At 73.5% G+C, this 16376-nt stretch carries 13 protein-coding genes; 9 read left to right on the forward strand and 4 right to left on the reverse strand.

What is annotated here, in order from left to right; genetic code table 11:
• The first annotated feature begins 28 nt into the window (after positions 1-28).
• A complete protein-coding gene (locus ABD954_RS32155; RefSeq protein ID WP_345491388.1) occupies positions 29-202 on the forward strand; it encodes a hypothetical protein in 174 nt (57 codons plus the stop codon).
• Between the two features lie 69 nt (positions 203-271).
• Here the strand turns inward: ABD954_RS32155 and ABD954_RS32160 are convergent, their stop codons facing one another.
• The gene (locus tag ABD954_RS32160; protein WP_345492611.1) at positions 272-2107 is read right to left on the reverse strand and encodes a serine hydrolase domain-containing protein; all 1836 of its coding nucleotides are present in this window, start codon (positions 2105-2107) and stop codon (positions 272-274) included.
• A 169-nt stretch (positions 2108-2276) separates the two neighbouring features.
• Here ABD954_RS32160 and ABD954_RS32165 point away from each other — a divergent pair, with 169 nt between their 5' ends.
• The 3 genes from ABD954_RS32165 (at position 2277) to ABD954_RS32175 (ending at position 6156) form a co-directional block, all read left to right on the forward strand.
• Positions 2277-3386, forward strand: a complete 1110-nt coding sequence (locus ABD954_RS32165) for an NAD(P)H-dependent flavin oxidoreductase (protein WP_345491390.1) — start codon at positions 2277-2279, stop codon at positions 3384-3386.
• A complete protein-coding gene (locus tag ABD954_RS32170) occupies positions 3383-4948 on the forward strand; it encodes an acyl-CoA synthetase (RefSeq protein WP_345491392.1) in 1566 nt (521 codons plus the stop codon). The genes ABD954_RS32165 and ABD954_RS32170 overlap by 4 nt, the downstream gene beginning before the upstream one ends.
• Positions 4949-5040: 92 nt before the next feature.
• On the forward strand, positions 5041-6156 hold the full coding sequence (locus tag ABD954_RS32175) for a calcium:cation antiporter (protein ID WP_345491394.1): 1116 nt from the start codon (positions 5041-5043) through the stop codon (positions 6154-6156).
• A 20-nt stretch (positions 6157-6176) separates the two neighbouring features.
• On the opposite strand, the gene ABD954_RS32180 is transcribed toward ABD954_RS32175, so the two are convergent.
• A complete protein-coding gene (locus ABD954_RS32180; RefSeq protein WP_425584087.1) occupies positions 6177-8696 on the reverse strand; it encodes a penicillin acylase family protein in 2520 nt (839 codons plus the stop codon).
• A 207-nt stretch (positions 8697-8903) separates the two neighbouring features.
• On the opposite strand from ABD954_RS32180, the gene ABD954_RS32185 reads away from it, so the two are divergent.
• The gene (locus ABD954_RS32185) at positions 8904-10418 is read left to right on the forward strand and encodes a fatty acyl-CoA synthetase (RefSeq protein ID WP_345491395.1); all 1515 of its coding nucleotides are present in this window, start codon (positions 8904-8906) and stop codon (positions 10416-10418) included.
• Between the two features lie 6 nt (positions 10419-10424).
• Here ABD954_RS32185 and ABD954_RS32190 read toward each other — a convergent pair whose 3' ends face one another.
• Both ABD954_RS32190 and paaK read right to left on the reverse strand, forming a co-directional pair.
• Complete coding sequence (locus ABD954_RS32190; RefSeq protein WP_345491396.1) at positions 10425-10805, reverse strand: VOC family protein; 381 nt, start codon at positions 10803-10805, stop codon at positions 10425-10427.
• Positions 10806-10845: 40 nt separating this feature from the next.
• Positions 10846-12135 carry a phenylacetate--CoA ligase PaaK gene (paaK, locus tag ABD954_RS32195; protein WP_345491398.1) on the reverse strand — a complete coding sequence of 430 codons (1290 nt, stop codon included), beginning with the start codon at positions 12133-12135 and terminating at the stop codon, positions 10846-10848.
• Positions 12136-12451: 316 nt separating this feature from the next.
• Between paaK and ABD954_RS32200 the strand changes: the two genes are divergently transcribed.
• Genes ABD954_RS32200 through ABD954_RS32215 form a run of 4 tightly spaced genes read left to right on the forward strand, consistent with a single transcriptional unit; the run spans position 12452 to position 16313 of the window.
• The gene (locus tag ABD954_RS32200; RefSeq protein WP_345491400.1) at positions 12452-13684 is read left to right on the forward strand and encodes a cytochrome P450; all 1233 of its coding nucleotides are present in this window, start codon (positions 12452-12454) and stop codon (positions 13682-13684) included.
• Positions 13685-13700: 16 nt separating this feature from the next.
• Positions 13701-14270, forward strand: coding sequence for a cupin domain-containing protein (locus tag ABD954_RS32205; protein WP_345491402.1), 570 nt, complete (start codon positions 13701-13703; stop codon positions 14268-14270).
• A complete protein-coding gene (locus ABD954_RS32210) occupies positions 14267-15478 on the forward strand; it encodes a cytochrome P450 (RefSeq protein WP_345491404.1) in 1212 nt (403 codons plus the stop codon). Before ABD954_RS32205 ends, ABD954_RS32210 begins: the two co-directional genes overlap by 4 nt.
• 43 nt (positions 15479-15521) lie before the next feature.
• Positions 15522-16313: a GNAT family N-acetyltransferase gene (locus ABD954_RS32215; RefSeq protein ID WP_345491406.1), complete on the forward strand. Its 792-nt coding sequence runs from the start codon at positions 15522-15524 to the stop codon at positions 16311-16313.
• Positions 16314-16376: the final 63 nt, after the last annotated feature.

The raw sequence follows: 16376 nt of genomic DNA on the forward strand, positions 1-16376 counted from the left end.
CCGGGGCTTCCCGTCGCCCTCCGCCACGGTGAGGCACGTTCTCGACGGCGACGGTGACGGCGACGGCGACGGTGACGGCGACGGATACAGCAGCGGCGACGGTGACGGCGACGGATACGGCAGCGGCGACGGCGCCGGCAAGGTCACCGCGCACGGGCGACGTGCCGGACGCCCGCCTTCGCGTCCGTCGCAGCCCCGGTGAGATCTCCCCGGCGGGCGTGCCTCATGGGGTCATCCCGCGCGCGGTGCGGCCCGACCTCCCACCGTGGCGTCAGTCGGCCGACCGGACCCAGCCCCTGGCCTCCACGCGCGCCCCGTCCGCGGGCCGCACCTCGTCGAACAGCGGCCGTCCCGTCGCGTCGAGGACCCGCAGCGCGTCCACGTACACGCCCCGGCCCACGTACCGCCGGTCGGTCGCGTACCGCCAGCGCAGCCGTACGGGCCCGGCGGCCGGACCGGGGGGCAGGGCGGCCCGGACGGTGTGCCAGGCCCGGCCGGACCAGCCGCTCGCCGTGCCCGAGGGGTGCGCCCGGGGCTCCTGGCCGGGGCGGGCGGCCGTGAACGGCACCGCCGTCCAGCTCGCCCCGCCGTCCGTCGACACCTCCAGGGCCGCGCCGTCCGCGCCCGGTTCGGTGTCCCACCACAGGGCGCACTCCAGGCGGGCCGCCCCGGTGAGGTCCGGCAGGGTGAGCGTGGCGGTGGTGGCGCTCGCCATGCCGGAGAACCAGGCGGTGCGTCCCCGGGCCGGGCGGACGGGCACGGCGCGGGCCAGGGCGTCGGCGGCGGCGACGCGGGGCGCGGAGCCGGAGCGCCAGCTTCGCACGGGGTGCACGGAGTTGCCGAGGACGACGAGGAAGGCGTCGGTGCCGGGGTCGAGGACGAGGCTGGTGCCGGTGAAGCCGGTGTGCCCGGCGGTGCGGGGGGTGGCCAGGGCGCCCATGTACCAGTGCTGGTAGAGCTCGAAGCCGAGGCCGTGCTCGTCACCGGGGAAGGCGGTGTTGAAGTCGGTGAACATCAGCTCCACGGAGGCGGGGGAGAGGATGCGGGCGGCACCGTACGCCCCGCCGTTGAGCAGGGTGCGGGCGAGGACGGCCAGGTCCCAGGCGCAGGAGAACACCCCGGCGTGTCCGGCGACCCCGCCCATGCCGTAGGCGTTCTCGTCGTGCACTTCTCCCCACACCATGCCGCGGTCAAGGCCCGACCACGGCTTGCGGGCGTCCTCCGTGGCGGCGATGTCCGGCCGCCAGGAGAGCGGGGGATTGAAACGCGTGCGGTGCATCCCGAGCGGAGCGGTGATCTCGGTCCGGAGTAGCTGATCCAGAGTGCGACCGGTGATCTCCTCCAGGATCAGCTGGAGGGTGATGAGGTTGAGGTCGGAGTAGAGGTAGACGGTGCCGGGCGGGTGCGCCGGCACCTCGTTCCACAGCAGCCGCAGCTGCCCCTCCCGGGTCGGCTCCTTGTAGAGCGGGATCCAGGAACGGAACCCGGAGGTGTGGGTGAGCAGCTGACGGACCGTGATGTCCTGCTTGCCGCCGCCCCCGAACTCCGGCAGATACGCCGTGACCCGTTCCTCCAGGGCCAGCGCCCCGCGCTCGATCTGCTGCACCGCCAGGATCGAGGTGAAGAGCTTGGACACCGACGCGAGGTCGAAGACGGTGTCCTCGCGCATCGGGATCCGCTCGTCCTCGGGAAGTTCGACGCCGGTGTCGGTCTTCTCGTCGTACGCCGCGTAGCGCACGGCCATGCCGATCGGCCGGTGCAGCGCCACGGTCCCGCCGCGTCCGGCGAGCAGCACGGCGCCCGCGTACCAGGGATGGACGGGGGACGGGCGCAGGAAGGATTCGGCGTCGGCGACAAGGCGGTCCAGGTGCTCGGGCAGCAGTCCGGCCCGCTCGGCCGAGCCGTGCCGCAGCGTCGTCCGCCGCACCCCGCCGCCCTGACCGGCACCCGCGCCCGCACCGCCGCCGTCCGCGCCGCCCTCCCCGGGGCCGTGGGCGCTCGCTCCCGGCACCGCACCGATCATCAGCGCACCTCCCAGGGCGAGGACACCGCCGCCGAACACCCTGCGGCTCAGACCCCGTCCGTCGCTCCTCGACTCCTCCGTCATGTCCACCCTCTCACCGCTCCCTGAAAGAAAACTTCGGCCGCTCCGGCAAGATCTGAAACTTTCCTACTGGAGGGGGGCGGATCGCGGAAGCGCGCGGCACGGCAAAGAATCTGACACTGCATCAGAAATTCTCTTCCCTCGGCACGACCGCTGCGGCATCCTGCCGCCCATGAAGACGGAGCTGAGTCGCACCCTGGGGATCGAACACGCCATCTTCGGCTTCACGCCCTTCCCCGCGGTGGCCGCCGCCATCACCAGGGCCGGCGGGTTCGGCGTGCTCGGCGCGGTGCGCTACACCGCCCCCGACGACCTCGCCCGCGACCTCGACTGGATGCAGGACCACACCGACGGGCTGCCCTACGGCCTCGACGTCGTCATGCCGGCCAGGAAGGTCGAAGGGGTGACCGAGGCCGACGTCGAGGCCATGATCCCCGAGGAACACCGCGAGTTCGTCCGGGCCACCCTCGCCAAGCACCACGTCCCCGCACTCGCCGACGGCGAGGCCTCCGGCTGGCGCATCACCGGCTGGATGGAACAGGTCGCCCGCGGCCAGCTCGACGTCGCCTTCGACTACCCCGTCAAGCTGCTCGCCAACGCACTCGGCTCCCCGCCCGCCGACGTCGTCGCCCGCGCCCACGACCACGGCGTCCTCGTCGCCGCCCTCGCCGGAAGCGCCCGGCACGCCCGCCACCACGCCGACGCCGGAATCGACGTCGTCGTCGCCCAGGGCTACGAGGCCGGCGGCCACACCGGCGAGATCGCCTCCATGGTCCTCACGCCCGAGGTCGTCGAGGCCGTCTCCCCGCTGCCCGTCCTCGCCGCCGGCGGCATCGGCAGCGGCGAGCAGATCGCCGCCGGACTCGCCCTCGGCGCCCAGGGCGTCTGGCTCGGCTCCCTCTGGCTCACCACCACGGAGGCCGAACTCCACTCCCGCGCGCTCACCGAGAAGCTGCTCGCCGCCGGCTCGGGCGACACCGTCCGCTCCCGCGCCCTGACCGGCAAACCCGCCCGCCAACTGCGCACCGAGTGGACCGACGCCTGGGACGACCCGGCCGGACCCGGACCCCTGCCCATGCCGCTCCAGGGCCTGCTCGTCGCCGAGGCCGTCTCCCGGATCCAGAAGTACGAGGTGGCGCCCCTGCTCGGCACCCCCGTCGGCCAGATCGTCGGCCGGATGAACTCCGAACGCAGCGTCCAGCAGGTCTTCGACGAGCTCACGCGCGGTTTCGAGAGGGCGGTCACCCGGATCAACCGCATCGCCGGAAGGAGCGCGCGGTGACCGGGGCGCTCACGGGCTTCTGGGCCCAGGCCGCCGCCGACCCGAACCGCACCGTCCTGATCGCACCCGACGGCGAGGAGTGGACCGCCGGACGCCTGCTCGCCGACGCCAACCGCCTCGTCCACGGCCTGCGCGCCGCCGGCCTGGAGCGCGGCGACGCCTTCGCCGTCGTCCTGCCGAACGGCACCGCCTTCCTCACCGCCTATCTCGCCGCCGTCCAGGCCGGCTTCTACCTCGTCCCCGTCAACCACCACCTCGTGGGCCCCGAGATCGCCTGGATCGTGACCGACTCCGGCGCCAAGGTCCTCCTCGCCCACGAGCGCTTCGCGGCGGCCGCGACGGCCGCCGCCGACGAGGCGGGCCTCGCCCCCAGCCGGCGCTACGCCGTCGGCGAGCTCCCCGGCTCCCGGGTCCCCGGCTTCCGCCCGTACGACGAACTCCTCGACGGCCGCCCCGACTCGGCCCCCGACGGCCGCACCCTCGGCTGGGTCATGAACTACACCTCCGGCACCACCGGCCGGCCCCGCGGCATCCGCCGCCCCCTGCCCGGCAGGCTCCCCGAGGAGACCCCCCTCGGCGGTTTCCTCGGCATCTTCGGCATCCGCCCCTTCGACGGCAACGTCCACCTGGTCTGCTCGCCGCTCTACCACACGGCCGTCCTCCAGTTCGCCGCCGCCGCCCTGCACATCGGGCATCCGCTCGTCGTCATGGACAGGTGGACGCCCGAGGAGATGCTGCGGCTCATCGACACCCACCGCTGCACCCACACGCACATGGTGCCCACCCAGTTCCACCGGCTGCTCGCCCTGCCCGAGGAGACCAGGAACCGCTACGACGTCTCCTCCCTGCGCCACGCCATCCACGGCGCCGCGCCCTGCCCCGAGCACGTCAAGCGGGCCATGATCGAGTGGTGGGGCCACTGTGTGGAGGAGTACTACGCGGCCAGCGAGGGCGGCGGCGCGTTCGCCACCGCCGAGGACTGGCTGAAGAAGCCCGGCACCGTCGGCCGCGCCTGGCCCATCAGCGAGCTCGCCGTCTTCGACGACGACGGCAACCGGCTGCCGCCCGGCCGCCTCGGCACCGTCTACATGAAGATGAGCACCGGAGGGTTCCGCTACCACAAGGACGAGGCCAAGACCGCCTCGAACCGCATCGGCGACTTCTTCACCGTCGGCGACCTCGGCCTCCTCGACGAGGACGGCTACCTCTTCCTCCGCGACCGCAAGATCGACATGATCATCTCCGGCGGGGTCAACATCTACCCCGCCGAGATCGAGGCCGCCCTGCTCGCCCACCCCGCCGTCGCCGACGCCGCCGCCTTCGGCATCCCGCACCCCGACCGGGGCGAGGAGGTCAAGGCCGTCGTCGAACCGGCCGAGGGCCACGAGCCCGGCCCCGAGCTCGCCGCCGCCGTCCTGGCCCACTGCGCCGGCCGGCTGGCCTCGTACAAGCGCCCCAGATCCGTCGACTTCGTCCCCCACATGCCCCGCGACCCCAACGGCAAGCTCTACAAGCGCCGCCTGCGCGACCCGTACTGGGAGGGCCGCGAACGGCCGCTGTGACGCACCGTCACCCGCGCTCCGACGGCGCGGGCGCGCACACGCGGTGCCCGGCACACCAAGGGTGTTGCTCCCGATATGGCAGGATTCAGGGCATGAGTTCGAGTGCGGCAGGACTGACACGACAGTGGACCACCTGGGGACCGGTCGTCGCGGCCGTCGGCCTCGCGTTCGGCTGGGGCCGCGATCTGCCGGGCTTCGCCGTCGGCCTCATCGCGGTCTGCCTCTTCGCCGCCGTGCTGGCCGCCGTCCACCACGCCGAGGTCGTCGCCCACCGCGTCGGCGAACCCTACGGATCCCTCGTGCTCGCCGTGGCCGTCACCGTCATCGAGGTCGGACTCATCGTCACCCTGATGGCCGGCGGCGGCGACAAGGTCGCCACCTACGCCCGGGACACCGTCTTCGCCGCCGTCATGATCACCTGCAACGGCATCGTCGGCCTCTCCCTCCTCGTCGCCGCGCTGCGCAACCGCGTCGCCGTCTTCAACGCCGAAGGCTCCGGCGGCGCGCTCGCCACGGTCTGCACCCTCGCGACCATGACCCTGGTCCTGCCGACGTTCACCACCAGCCACTCCGGCCCCGAGTTCTCCCCGGCCCAGCTGGCCTTCGCCGCCGTCGCCTCGCTCTGCCTCTACGGGGTCTTCGTCGCCGTCCAGACGGTCCGCCACCGCGACTACTTCCTGCCGGTGCCCCGGCCTGCCGCGGCGGACGGCAACCTGGCGGAGTCCGAGGACGAGCACGCCGAGCCGCCGACCGCCCGCGAGACCTGGATCAGCCTCGGCCTGCTCGTGCTCGCCCTCGTCGCCGTCGTCGGCAACGCCAAGCTGGTCTCGCCCACCATCGAGAACGGCGTCGAGTCCGCCGGACTGCCCAACGCCGTCGTCGGCGTCGTCATCGCCCTCATGGTGCTGCTGCCCGAGACCCTCGCCGCCGTCCGCGCGGCCCGCAGGGACCGGATGCAGACCAGCATGAACCTGGCCTACGGTTCCGCCATCGCCAGCATCGGCCTCACGATCCCCTCGATCGCCCTCGCCTCTATCTGGCTCTCCGGCCCCCTGGTCCTCGGTCTGGGCGCCCTCCACATGGTGCTGCTCGTGCTCACCGCCGCGGTGAGCGCCCTGACCGTGGTGCCCGGGCGGGCCACGCTCCTCCAGGGCGGCGTCCACCTCTCGATCTTCGCCGCCTTCGTGTTCCTGTCGTTCAGTCCCTGACGGACCGGTCCCGTACGCGGTCAGTTCCCGTCGCGGACCACCACGACCCGCAGCTCCGGCGAGCGCAGGATGTCCTTCTCGCAGAACCGGGAGGTCACCCAGCGCTCGCCCGCGTACAGACGCGTCTGGTCGGCGTGGTGCGGCGAGTTCGGGTTCGAGGACTGGGAGTACGTCAGCAGGGTGCGGGCCACCGGGCAGCGGCCGCCGTCCCAGCCCACCGCCTGCACATGGCTGGTGCCGTGCGCCACCTCCGTGTAGCCGCCGCCCGCCGGGTTCCACACGGGCTCGGTCTTGTTCCAGACGCCCAGCGCCTCGGTGCCGCCGCCCACCGGGATCCGCTCCCCGTTCCGCACCACGAACTGGTGCTCCCCGAGCGGGGCGTCCAGGGCGATCCCGGCCGCCCGGAGCTCCGCCACCGCGGCCCTCAGGGCCGTGGCGAAGGCGGGCGAGCCCGTGTCCAGGGTGCGCGGGGTGCGCACCGGGTCGGCCGCGGAGAACGGCACCTTCCACTGGTCGGCCGGCTTCACGGACGCCGTGAACTTCCGCCAGAACCGGTCGAAGAGCAGCGCGCCCCGGCTGCCGGTGTCCATCGTGCGGTCCCAGGCCCCGATGGCCCGGCACGCCTCCGGGTCGTCGGCGAGCACGGCCGCGCAGGCGCGGGCCGTGTCGGCGGCCGCCATGTCACCGGCCGGCGCGCGGTTCGCGAACTGCTGGCGCTGCAGGTCGGCCACCGTCAGCCCGCCCCGCCCGGCCAGGGCCGCCACGTCCTCGATGCCGCCGCGGGTGCGCAGCGACCGCGGGGTGCCGATGGTGCCGAAGATCCGCTCGTAGCCGGTGACCGGCCGGTCCGCGTGGGTGAGCCAGGCGCTGTCGTTGGAGTTCGCCACGTACGGGGCGTCCCGCAGCACCGGCATCCGCGCGGGCCCGAACACCCCCGGCTGCACGGCGTCCGGGTCGGAGCCGAGCGCGCAGTCGCCGCGCGAGCCGTCGAGCACCGCGATGCCCGACGCCGGGTAGGTGGCGCGGCCGAGCGGGGTGGAGCAGCGCCGGTCCAGTTCGTCGGTGATCCTCGGCAGCACCTGCGCCTGGGTGAACAGGGTGTGCCCGGTGGAGTCGGCGGCGATGGTGTTCACCCACGGCAGGCCCTGGGTGCGGCGCAGCGCGTCGGCCATGTCGCGCACCGAGCGGGACTTCGCGAAGCCGAGCGCGGTGTCGGAGCCGCGCAGGTTCACCGCGTTCGGGTCGCCCAGCGCGAAGGCCGTCGTCGCGGTCCACGGCAGCGGCAGCTGCGCGCCGAGCCCGGTGACGACCGGCCCGTACCGGGTCCACCACTGGGTACGGGTGACGGGGGCGCCGTCCTTGACCGGGACCGTGACCGTGCGCGGGGTCATCCGCTCGGGCCTGCCGTCGACCAGGTACGCGGTGGGATCGGCCGGGTCGAGGGTGAGCTGGTGCAGGTTGAACGGGACGCCGGTGGCGACGGTGTGGCTCCAGGCGACCTTGTCGTTGAAGCCGATGTTGACGACGGTGGTGCCGAGCAGCGAGGCACCAGAGGCGTTCAGCTCGCCGGGGATGGTCTGCTGCGACTGCCAGAAGCGCCGGCCGCCGTGCCAAGGGTAGTGCGGGTTGCCGAGCAGCAGCCCCCTTCCGTTGGCGGTGGTGGAGCCTTGGAACGCGACCGCGTTGGAACCCATGGTGGCGTTCTCGGCGGCGAGCAGCGCACGGGCCGCCTCCGCCGTACGGGCCGGGTCGGGCCCGCCGGACCCGGCCGTTTCCGAGCCGGCCGCTCCGGACCCTGCCGCTCCCGAGCCGGCCGCTCCGGACCCTGCCGTTCCGGAGCCGGTCGCTCCGGACCTGTCCGCCGGGGCCGCCGGGTTGGCGGGGGCCGGCGGACGGGCCGCGACGATGCCGTCCACCGCCCGGCCCTGGCCGCCGAGGACGGAGACCGCCCAGCCGCGCCGCGCCACGTCCAGCGCCGTCACCGGCCGCACCCAGTCGGCGCCCTGGCACGCCGGATCGGTGACCCGGTTCTTGCGCAGCCAGGCGTTGTAACCGGCGGCCCAGCCCCGCATCAGCTCCTTCAGCTGCCGGCTCGGCCCGGCCGGGGCGGGCAGGTCGAGCACCGCCTCGACCGTCCCCGCCTCCTTCACCCCGCGGAAGAACAGGTCGCTGGACAGGTTCCTCGTCGCCGACGACAGCGAACCGTCGGGTGCCGCGTCCGGCCCGAAGTGCCGGGAGCGCTCGCCGTTCACCGTCACGAAACCGTCGGCGAGGACACAGACCTGGTCGGCGGCCTGCGCCCAGCCGGTGCCGAAGCCGAGGCTCGCGTAGTCCTTGCCGACGATGTGCGGGATGCCGTACTCGGTGTACCGGATGACGGCCGACAGGCCCCGGTCCGAGGGGCGGTGGGTCCGGTCGGCCGGGTCCGCCACGGCCGCGGCCGGCAGCGAGGCGGCGACCGCGGCGAGGACGGCGCCGACGAGCGCCGGCCGCCTCAGCCGGGCGGGGAAGAAGGTGCGGAAGTGCAACGTGCCTCCCAACGAGCAAGCCTGTCATGCGGGTTGGGGTCATGCACTCAGCTGAGCGCTTGCTTTGTCAACATGCCGTTCGGTATCCGGGGCCCGCACGGATCCGGCGCGGTGCCCGCACGGGATCCGGCGTGGGGCCCGCACGGGATCCGGCGCGCGTCGGCCCGGCACGGGCCGGGTACTTGACCGCCCGCCCGGCCCCGCGGAGGATCACCAGCCATGGACCGCGTACCGCGCAGACTGCTCACCCGTACCGTCGACGGCGTGCTGCGCATGAGCGCCCAGCGCGTCCCTGACCGGATCGCCGTGCGGTATGCGGACCGGACCTGGACCTACGCCGAACTCGACGCCGCCGTCACGACCGCCGCGGCCGTCCTGCGCGAGCGCTGGGGCCTCGAGGAGTACGCCCGCGTGGCGACGTACGGGCACAACTCCGACGCCTACCTCCTCGCCTTCCTGGCCTGCTCCCGCGCGGGCCTGATCCACGTGCCGGTCAACCACCACCTCACCGGCGACGACCTCACGTACGTCCTGGAGCAGTCGGGCAGCGCGCTCGTCCTCGCCGACCCGGCCCTCGCGGAGCAGGTCCCGGACCGCTTCACCGTGAAGCCGCTGCGGGACGCCCCCGGCTCGCTCCTCACGGAGGTCACCACCCGCCCCGACACCTACGACACCGACCGTGACGCCCGCGATCTGGTCCAGCTCCTCTACACCTCGGGCACCACCGCCCTGCCCAAGGGCGCGATGATGACCCACCGGGCGCTGGTCCACGAGTACGCGAGCGCGATCGAGGCCCTCGACCTGCACGAGGACGACCGGCCGGTGCACGCGCTGCCGCTGTACCACTCGGCGCAGACGCACGTCTTCCTGCTGCCGTATCTGGCGGTCGGAGCCGAGAACACCCTCGTCGACGGGCCCGACCCCGGGCTCCTCCTCGACCTGGTCGAGTCCGGCCGTTGCGACAGCCTGTTCGCCCCGCCCACCGTGTGGATCGGGCTGGCGAACCACCCCGGGTTCGCCGCCCGCGACCTCTCCGCCCTGCGCAAGGCCTACTACGGTGCCTCGATCATGCCCGTACCGGTCCTGGAGGGGCTGCGGTCCCGCCTGCCCGGCCTGCGCTTCTACAACTGCTTCGGCCAGTCGGAGATCGGCCCGCTCGCCACCGTCCTCCGGCCCGACGAACACGAGGGCCGGCTGGACTCCTGCGGACGTCCCGTCCGGCACGTCCAGGCGAAGGTCGTGGACGAGGACGGCCGGGACGTCCCCGACGGCACCCCCGGAGAAGTCGTGTACCGGTCCCCGCAGTTGTGCGCCGGCTACTGGGACAAGCCGGAAGAGACCAAGGCGGCCTTCCGGGACGGATGGTTCCGCTCGGGCGACCTGGCGGTGCGCGACCCGGAGGGCTACTTCACCGTCGTCGACCGGGTCAAGGACGTCATCAACTCCGGCGGCGTCCTCGTCGCCTCCCGGCAGGTCGAGGACGCGCTTTACACCCACCCCGCCGTCGCCGAGGCGGCCGTCGTCGGCCTCCCCGACGAACGCTGGATCGAGGCGGTCACCGCCTTCGTCGTCCCCCGCGGCGAGGTCACGGAGGCCGAACTCCTCGCCCACGCCCGCGCCGGCCTCGCCCACTTCAAGGCGCCGAAGCGGGTGTTCCTGGTGGAGTCGCTGCCCCGCAACGCCAGCGGCAAGATCCTCAAGCGGGAGCTGCGGGACCGCCGTTCCGCCTCATGAACGCGCTCAGCCCTCGCGCTCCTCCGTCATGCACAGGATGTTTCCCTCGCTGTCCTTGAACCAGCAGCCCCGCATCGTGTCCGTCTCCACGACACCGTCGACCGTCTTGATGTCCGGCAGGTCGTAGTCCTCGAAGGTCACGCCCTTGGACCGCAGCTCCGACATCTCGGCGTCGAGATCACCGACCTTCCAGCTCGCCAGCGTGTGCTGGGCCTGGCCGCCGTAGGGCGTCTCGTAGAGACCGATCGTCGTGCCGCCGGTCTCCAGCCTGGTGTCCTCGGGCGACTCCTTCGTCAGGGTGAGACCGAGGGTCTCGGTGTAGAAGCGCTTGGCGCGCGCCATGTCGTTGACCGGAATGATCGCGGCTATGGGGGAGTCCGCCAGCATCGCAACCACCTCCTGTCTCCAGGCTACGCAGCCCGCCCCCTCAGTGCTCGCCCCGCAGGTCCACGATCCGCCGGATCTTGCCCACGCTCCGCTCCAGGCTCTCCGGGTCGACCACCTCGACCGCGACCGAGACGCCGATCCCGTCCTTCACCGCAGCCGCGATCGCCCCGGCCGCCGCCGCCCGCTCCTCGGGCGTCGCCCCCGGGCGCGCCTCCGCCCGTACCGTCAGGGCGTCGAGACGGCCCTCGCGGGTCAGCCGCAGCTGGAAGTGCGGCGCCACGGCCGGCGTGCGCAGGACGATCTCCTCGATCTGGGTGGGGAAGAGGTTCACCCCGCGCAGGATCACCATGTCGTCGCTGCGGCCCGTGACCTTCTCCATGCGCCGGAACACCCGCGCCGTCCCCGGCAGCAGCCGGGTCAGGTCCCGGGTGCGGTAGCGCACCACCGGCATGGCCTCCTTGGTCAGGGAGGTGAGGACCAGCTCGCCCTCCTGCCCGCCCGGCAGCACCTCGCCGGTGACCGGGTCCACGACCTCCGGATAGAAGTGGTCCTCCCAGACGTGCAGCCCGTCCTTGGTCTCCACGCACTCCTGGGCCACGCCGGGGCCGATCACCTCCGAGAGTCCGTAGATGTCGACGGCGTCGATCCCGAAGCGCTCCTCGATCTCCCGGCGCATCTCCTCCGTCCACGGCTCGGCGCCGAACACGCCGACCTCGAGGGAAGTGCCGCGCGGATCGATGCCCTGGCGCTCGAACTCGTCGAGCAGGGTCAGCATGTAGGAGGGCGTGACCATGATGACCTCGGGCCGGAAGTCCTGGATCAGCCGCACCTGCCGGGCGGTCATGCCGCCGGAGGCCGGGATCACGGTGCAGCCGAGCCGCTCGGCGCCGTAGTGCGCGCCGAGGCCGCCGGTGAAGAGCCCGTACCCGTACGCCACGTGGACCTTGTGGCCGGGACGGACGCCGGCCGCGCGCAGCGAGCGGGCCACCACGTCCGCCCAGGTGTCGAGGTCCCGATCGGTGTAGCCGACGACGGTCGGCAGCCCGGTCGTCCCGCTGGAGGCGTGGATGCGGCGGATCCGTGACGGGTCGACGGCGAACATCCCGAACGGGTAGTGCTCGCGCAGATCGGCCTTGGCGGTGAAGGGGAAGCGGGCCAGGTCGGCCAGCGAGCCGCAGTCCTCCGGGCGGACCCCCGCCTCGTCGAAGGAGCGCCGGTAGAACGCCACGTTCTCGTACGCGTGCCGCAGGGTCGCGCGCAGCCGCTCCAGCTGGAGGGCCTCCAGCTCGTCGCGCCCGAGCCGTTCACCCGCGTCCAGCAGGTCGTCCATGGCCGCTCCGCTCCGTCCCGCCGTCGGCCCCGTCCAGGCGACCGATCATTCGGTTGATCCTTTCCGGCCCAGTTAAACCGGGACGCCCCCGGTCCTGGCAAGAGGGCGGCGCGGGATTTCTCGACACGGGCAGGGGCGGCGAGACGGCGCCACGGCGCACTGATCCCTTCGGGTGCCATTGCCCGCCCGAGCGCGCGACCCGCACCGGGGCAGGGAAGAGGACGACGATGAGGCCGTCCGGCTTCCCCTGCCCGCCCCCGGACGAATGGACCGTCATGTCCGACAGCGCGCTCCGCACGACAGCGGCGGTGGCCCGATGACCACGACCACGAACCCCGAGACCCCCGGCGACGCGGCCGACCCCGAGGTCCACTTCTGGGCCGTCCCCGACCTCACCGGCCTGGACTTCGACCCGTTCCTCGCCAGACTCCTCCACGAGGACCCCGTCACCCGCGTCCGCCTCCCGCACGGCGACGGCCACGCCTGGCTCGTCACCCGCTACGAGGACGTCAAGTTCGTCTCCGTCGACCCCCGGTTCAGCCGCCAGGCCGTCTACGGACGCTCCATCACCCGGCTCGCGCCCCACTTCATCCCGATGGAAGGAGCCGTGGGCTTCGCCGACCCGCCCGACCACACCCGGATGCGCCGTGTCGTCGCCCGCGCCTTCAGCGCCCGCGCCCTGCGCTCCCTGCGCGACCACGCCCAGGACGTCATGGACCGGCTCCTCGACCGGCTGGAGGAACACGGCCCGCCCGCCGACCTCATGGACATGGTCAACCGGCCCTTCCCGCTCGCCATGGTCAGCGAGCTCATGGGCGTCCCCGAGGGCGACCAGCCGCTCATGGCCCGGTGGTCCGACACCATCATCTCCGCCGCCGCCGGACGCGAGGCCAGCGAGAAGGCCAAGGCCGAGATGGCCCGCTACTTCACCGAACTCATCGGACGCAGCCACGGCACCGGCAAGGAGTTCCTCGCCGCCGTCCTCGCCGACGCCGTCGACGACACCACCCTCGACGAGCAGGAGGCCGTCGGGCTCGCCGTCCTCATCCAGATCGGCGGCGCCCACGCCGTCCGCAACAACAGCGCCAACATGGTCTACGCCCTGCTCACCCACCCCGAGCACCTGGCCCGACTGCGCGCCGAACCCGGACTCCTCCCGCAGGCCGTCGACGAACTGCTCCGCTACATCCCCCACCGCAACGCCGTCGGCCTCTCCCGGATCGCGTTGGAGGACGTCGAGGTCGGCGGCGTCACCATCCCCGAGGGCGACCCGGTCTACGTCTCCTACCTCACCGCCAACCGGGACCCCTCGGTCTTCCCCGACCCGGAGAAGCTCGACTTCGACCGCGGCCACAACCCGCACGTCGCCTTCGGGCACGGCCCGCACTACTGCCCCGGCTCCGCCCTCGCCCGCATCGAGTCCGAGATCCTCCTCGACTCCCTGTGGACCCGCTTCCCCGACCTCAGGCTGGCCGTCCCCGAGGAGGAGATCCGCTGGCAGCGCGGCGCCCTCATCCGCGGCCCCGAGACCCTGCCCGTCACCTGGTGAGAGGACCCGCGACCCCGTGACCGCCACCGCCATCGGACCGGGCGGCGGCCTCATCGTGCCGCCCGGACACGGCAAGACCCTGACCACCGCCGCCCAGCACGTCACCTTCAAGGTGACCGGCGAGCACACCCGTACCGCCTCCACCTTCGAGGTGGTCGTCCCGCCCGGATTCGACGTCGGCGCCCACGCCCACGGGCACAGCGAGGAGCTCTTCTACGTCCTCGAGGGCGAGCTCGACGTCCTCGCCTTCGAGCCGCTGGTCCGCACCCGCGACAGCTGGCGCGAGTGGGAGTCCGCCTCCGGGCAGCGGGCCGTCCGCGCCACCGCCGGCACCCTCATGCTGGTGCCGCCCGGCTGCCCGCACGCCTTCGCCAACCCCACCGGCGACCCCGTCCGCATGCTCTTCCAGGCATCACCGCCGCCCGACCACGAGCGGTACTTCGAGGAGCTCATGGAGATCCTCGGCTCGGGCGGCCCCGTCGACCACGACGCCATCGAGCGGCTCCGCCGCCGCTACGACATCGAACAGATCACCCCCCTCCGGCACGACGCCGGAGCACGCCAGGAGACGACACCCGCCCCATGACCCCGCCCGAGCGGCCCGGCCCCGTCGTCCACGACTGGGCCGCGGTGCCGCTGCCCGCCACGGAGTTCGACCCCGTGCCGTACCGGCTCCTGCACGAAGAGCCGGTCGCCCGCGTCCGGCTGCCGCACGGCGAGGGCCACGCCTGGCTCGTCACCCGCCACGAGGACGTCCGGCGGGTCGCCTCCGACCCGCGGCTGAGCCGCGCGCTCACCGTCGGCCGGCCGATCACCAGCACGACCCCGCACACCCTCGCCCCGGCCGGCGGCGTCGGCCGCGCCGACCCGCCCGACCACACCCGGCTGCGCAAGCTGATCGCGCCCACCTTCGGCCGCCGCCGCACGGAGGCCCTGCGCGCCCGCACCACCCGCATCGCCGACGCCCTCGCCCTGCGCACCCTCGAAGCCGGCCCGCCCGCCGACCTCACCGAGACCTACATCGGGCCGCTGTCGGCCGGCGTGGTCGCCGAACTCCTCGGCGTACCCGCCGCCGACCTCGACCGCGTCCAGGACTGGCGCGCCCGCCTCCTGCGCCACGACACCACCGCAGCCGACGGCGACGGCGTCAAGAAGGACATCGCCGGCTACTTCGCCGACCTCGCCCGCCACCGCGCCGCACACCCCGCCGACGACCTGATCAGCGAACTCGCCGCCGCCCGCGCCGCCGGCGGGATCAGCACCGCCGAACTGGTCTCCATGGCGGTGATGCTCACCCTCAACGGCCTCGACGCCGTCCGGAACATCGTCTCCACCATGGTGTACGTGCTCCTCGTCCACCCCGACCAGACGGCCAAGCTCCGTGCCGCCCCCGACGGCCTGCCCCGGGCCGTCGACGAACTGCTCCGCTACATCCCGCAGCGCGACGGCGTCGGCCTGCCCAGGGTCGCCACCGCCGACCTGGACGTCGGAGGGGCCACCATCCGCGAGGGCGAGGCGGTCTACGTCTTCTACCCGGCCGCCAACCGCGACCCCGCCGTCTACACCGACCCCGACCGCCTCGACCTCACCCGAGACGAGGCACCCCACCTCGCCTTCGGCCACGGCGCCCACTACTGCGCCGGCGCCCGGCTCGCCCGCATGGAGGCCGAGGTCATGCTCGCCACCCTGCTCGCCCGCTTCCCCAAACTCGCGCTCGCCGTCCCGCCCGAACGGCTCCTCTGGCGGACCGGCTCGGTCAACCGCGGCCCGGAGACCCTGCCCGTCACCTGGTAAATCCGGTGGCGCCACGGCCCCGGCCGGTGCTGGGGTGGGCGCCATGGACCTCACCTCCCTGCGCACCCGCTACGACCGTCAGCTCCGCATCGGCGCCCGCCCCGACGGCCCCGGCGCCCGGGTCGAACGCGACGGCCCCGTCGTCCGCCAGACCGGGCCCGCGCACGGCTGGAACGGCGTCCTGTGGTCCCGGCTCGGCCCCGACGACGCCGACGCGGCCATCGCCGCCCAGATCCGCCACTTCCGGGCCGCCGGCCGCACCTTCGAATGGAAGCTGTACGGCCACGACGGCCCCGCCGACCTCGCCGCCCGTCTCCTCGCCGCCGGCTTCACCGCCGAGGAGGAGGAGACCGTGATGGTCGCCGACGCGACCGCCCTGCCCGCGCACGAGGGCCTCCCCGAGGGGGTGGAGATACGACCGGTCACCGACGAGGCCGGCGTACGGATGGTGGTCGAGGTGCACGAGCGGGCCTTCGGCACGGACTCCTCCCACATCGGCCACCGCCTCCTCGACCAGCTCGCCGACGCCCCCGGCACCGTCGCCGCCGTCCTCGCCCTCGCCCACGGCGAACCGGTCAGCGCCGCCCGCCTCGACCTCCAGCCCGGCACCGACTTCGCCGGACTCTACGGCGGCGGCACCGTCGCACCCTGGCGCGGCCGCGGCCTCTACCGCGCCCTCGTCACCCACCGCGCCCACCTCGCCGCCGCCCGCGGCTACCCCTACCTCCAGGTCGACGCGGCCCCGACCAGCCGCCCGATCCTGGCGCGGCTGGGGTTCGAGGAACTGACGACGACGACGCCGTACGTGTACGAGGTCGGTGCGGTCACGGAGTGAGGGACACGGACGCGTCCCCACGCCCTCGGTGCCGCGGGCGCGTCGCACCGTCGTGACGGGCCT

The sequence above is a fragment of the Streptomyces roseoviridis genome, assembly GCF_039535235.1.
Classification (GTDB): domain Bacteria; phylum Actinomycetota; class Actinomycetes; order Streptomycetales; family Streptomycetaceae; genus Streptomyces; species Streptomyces roseoviridis.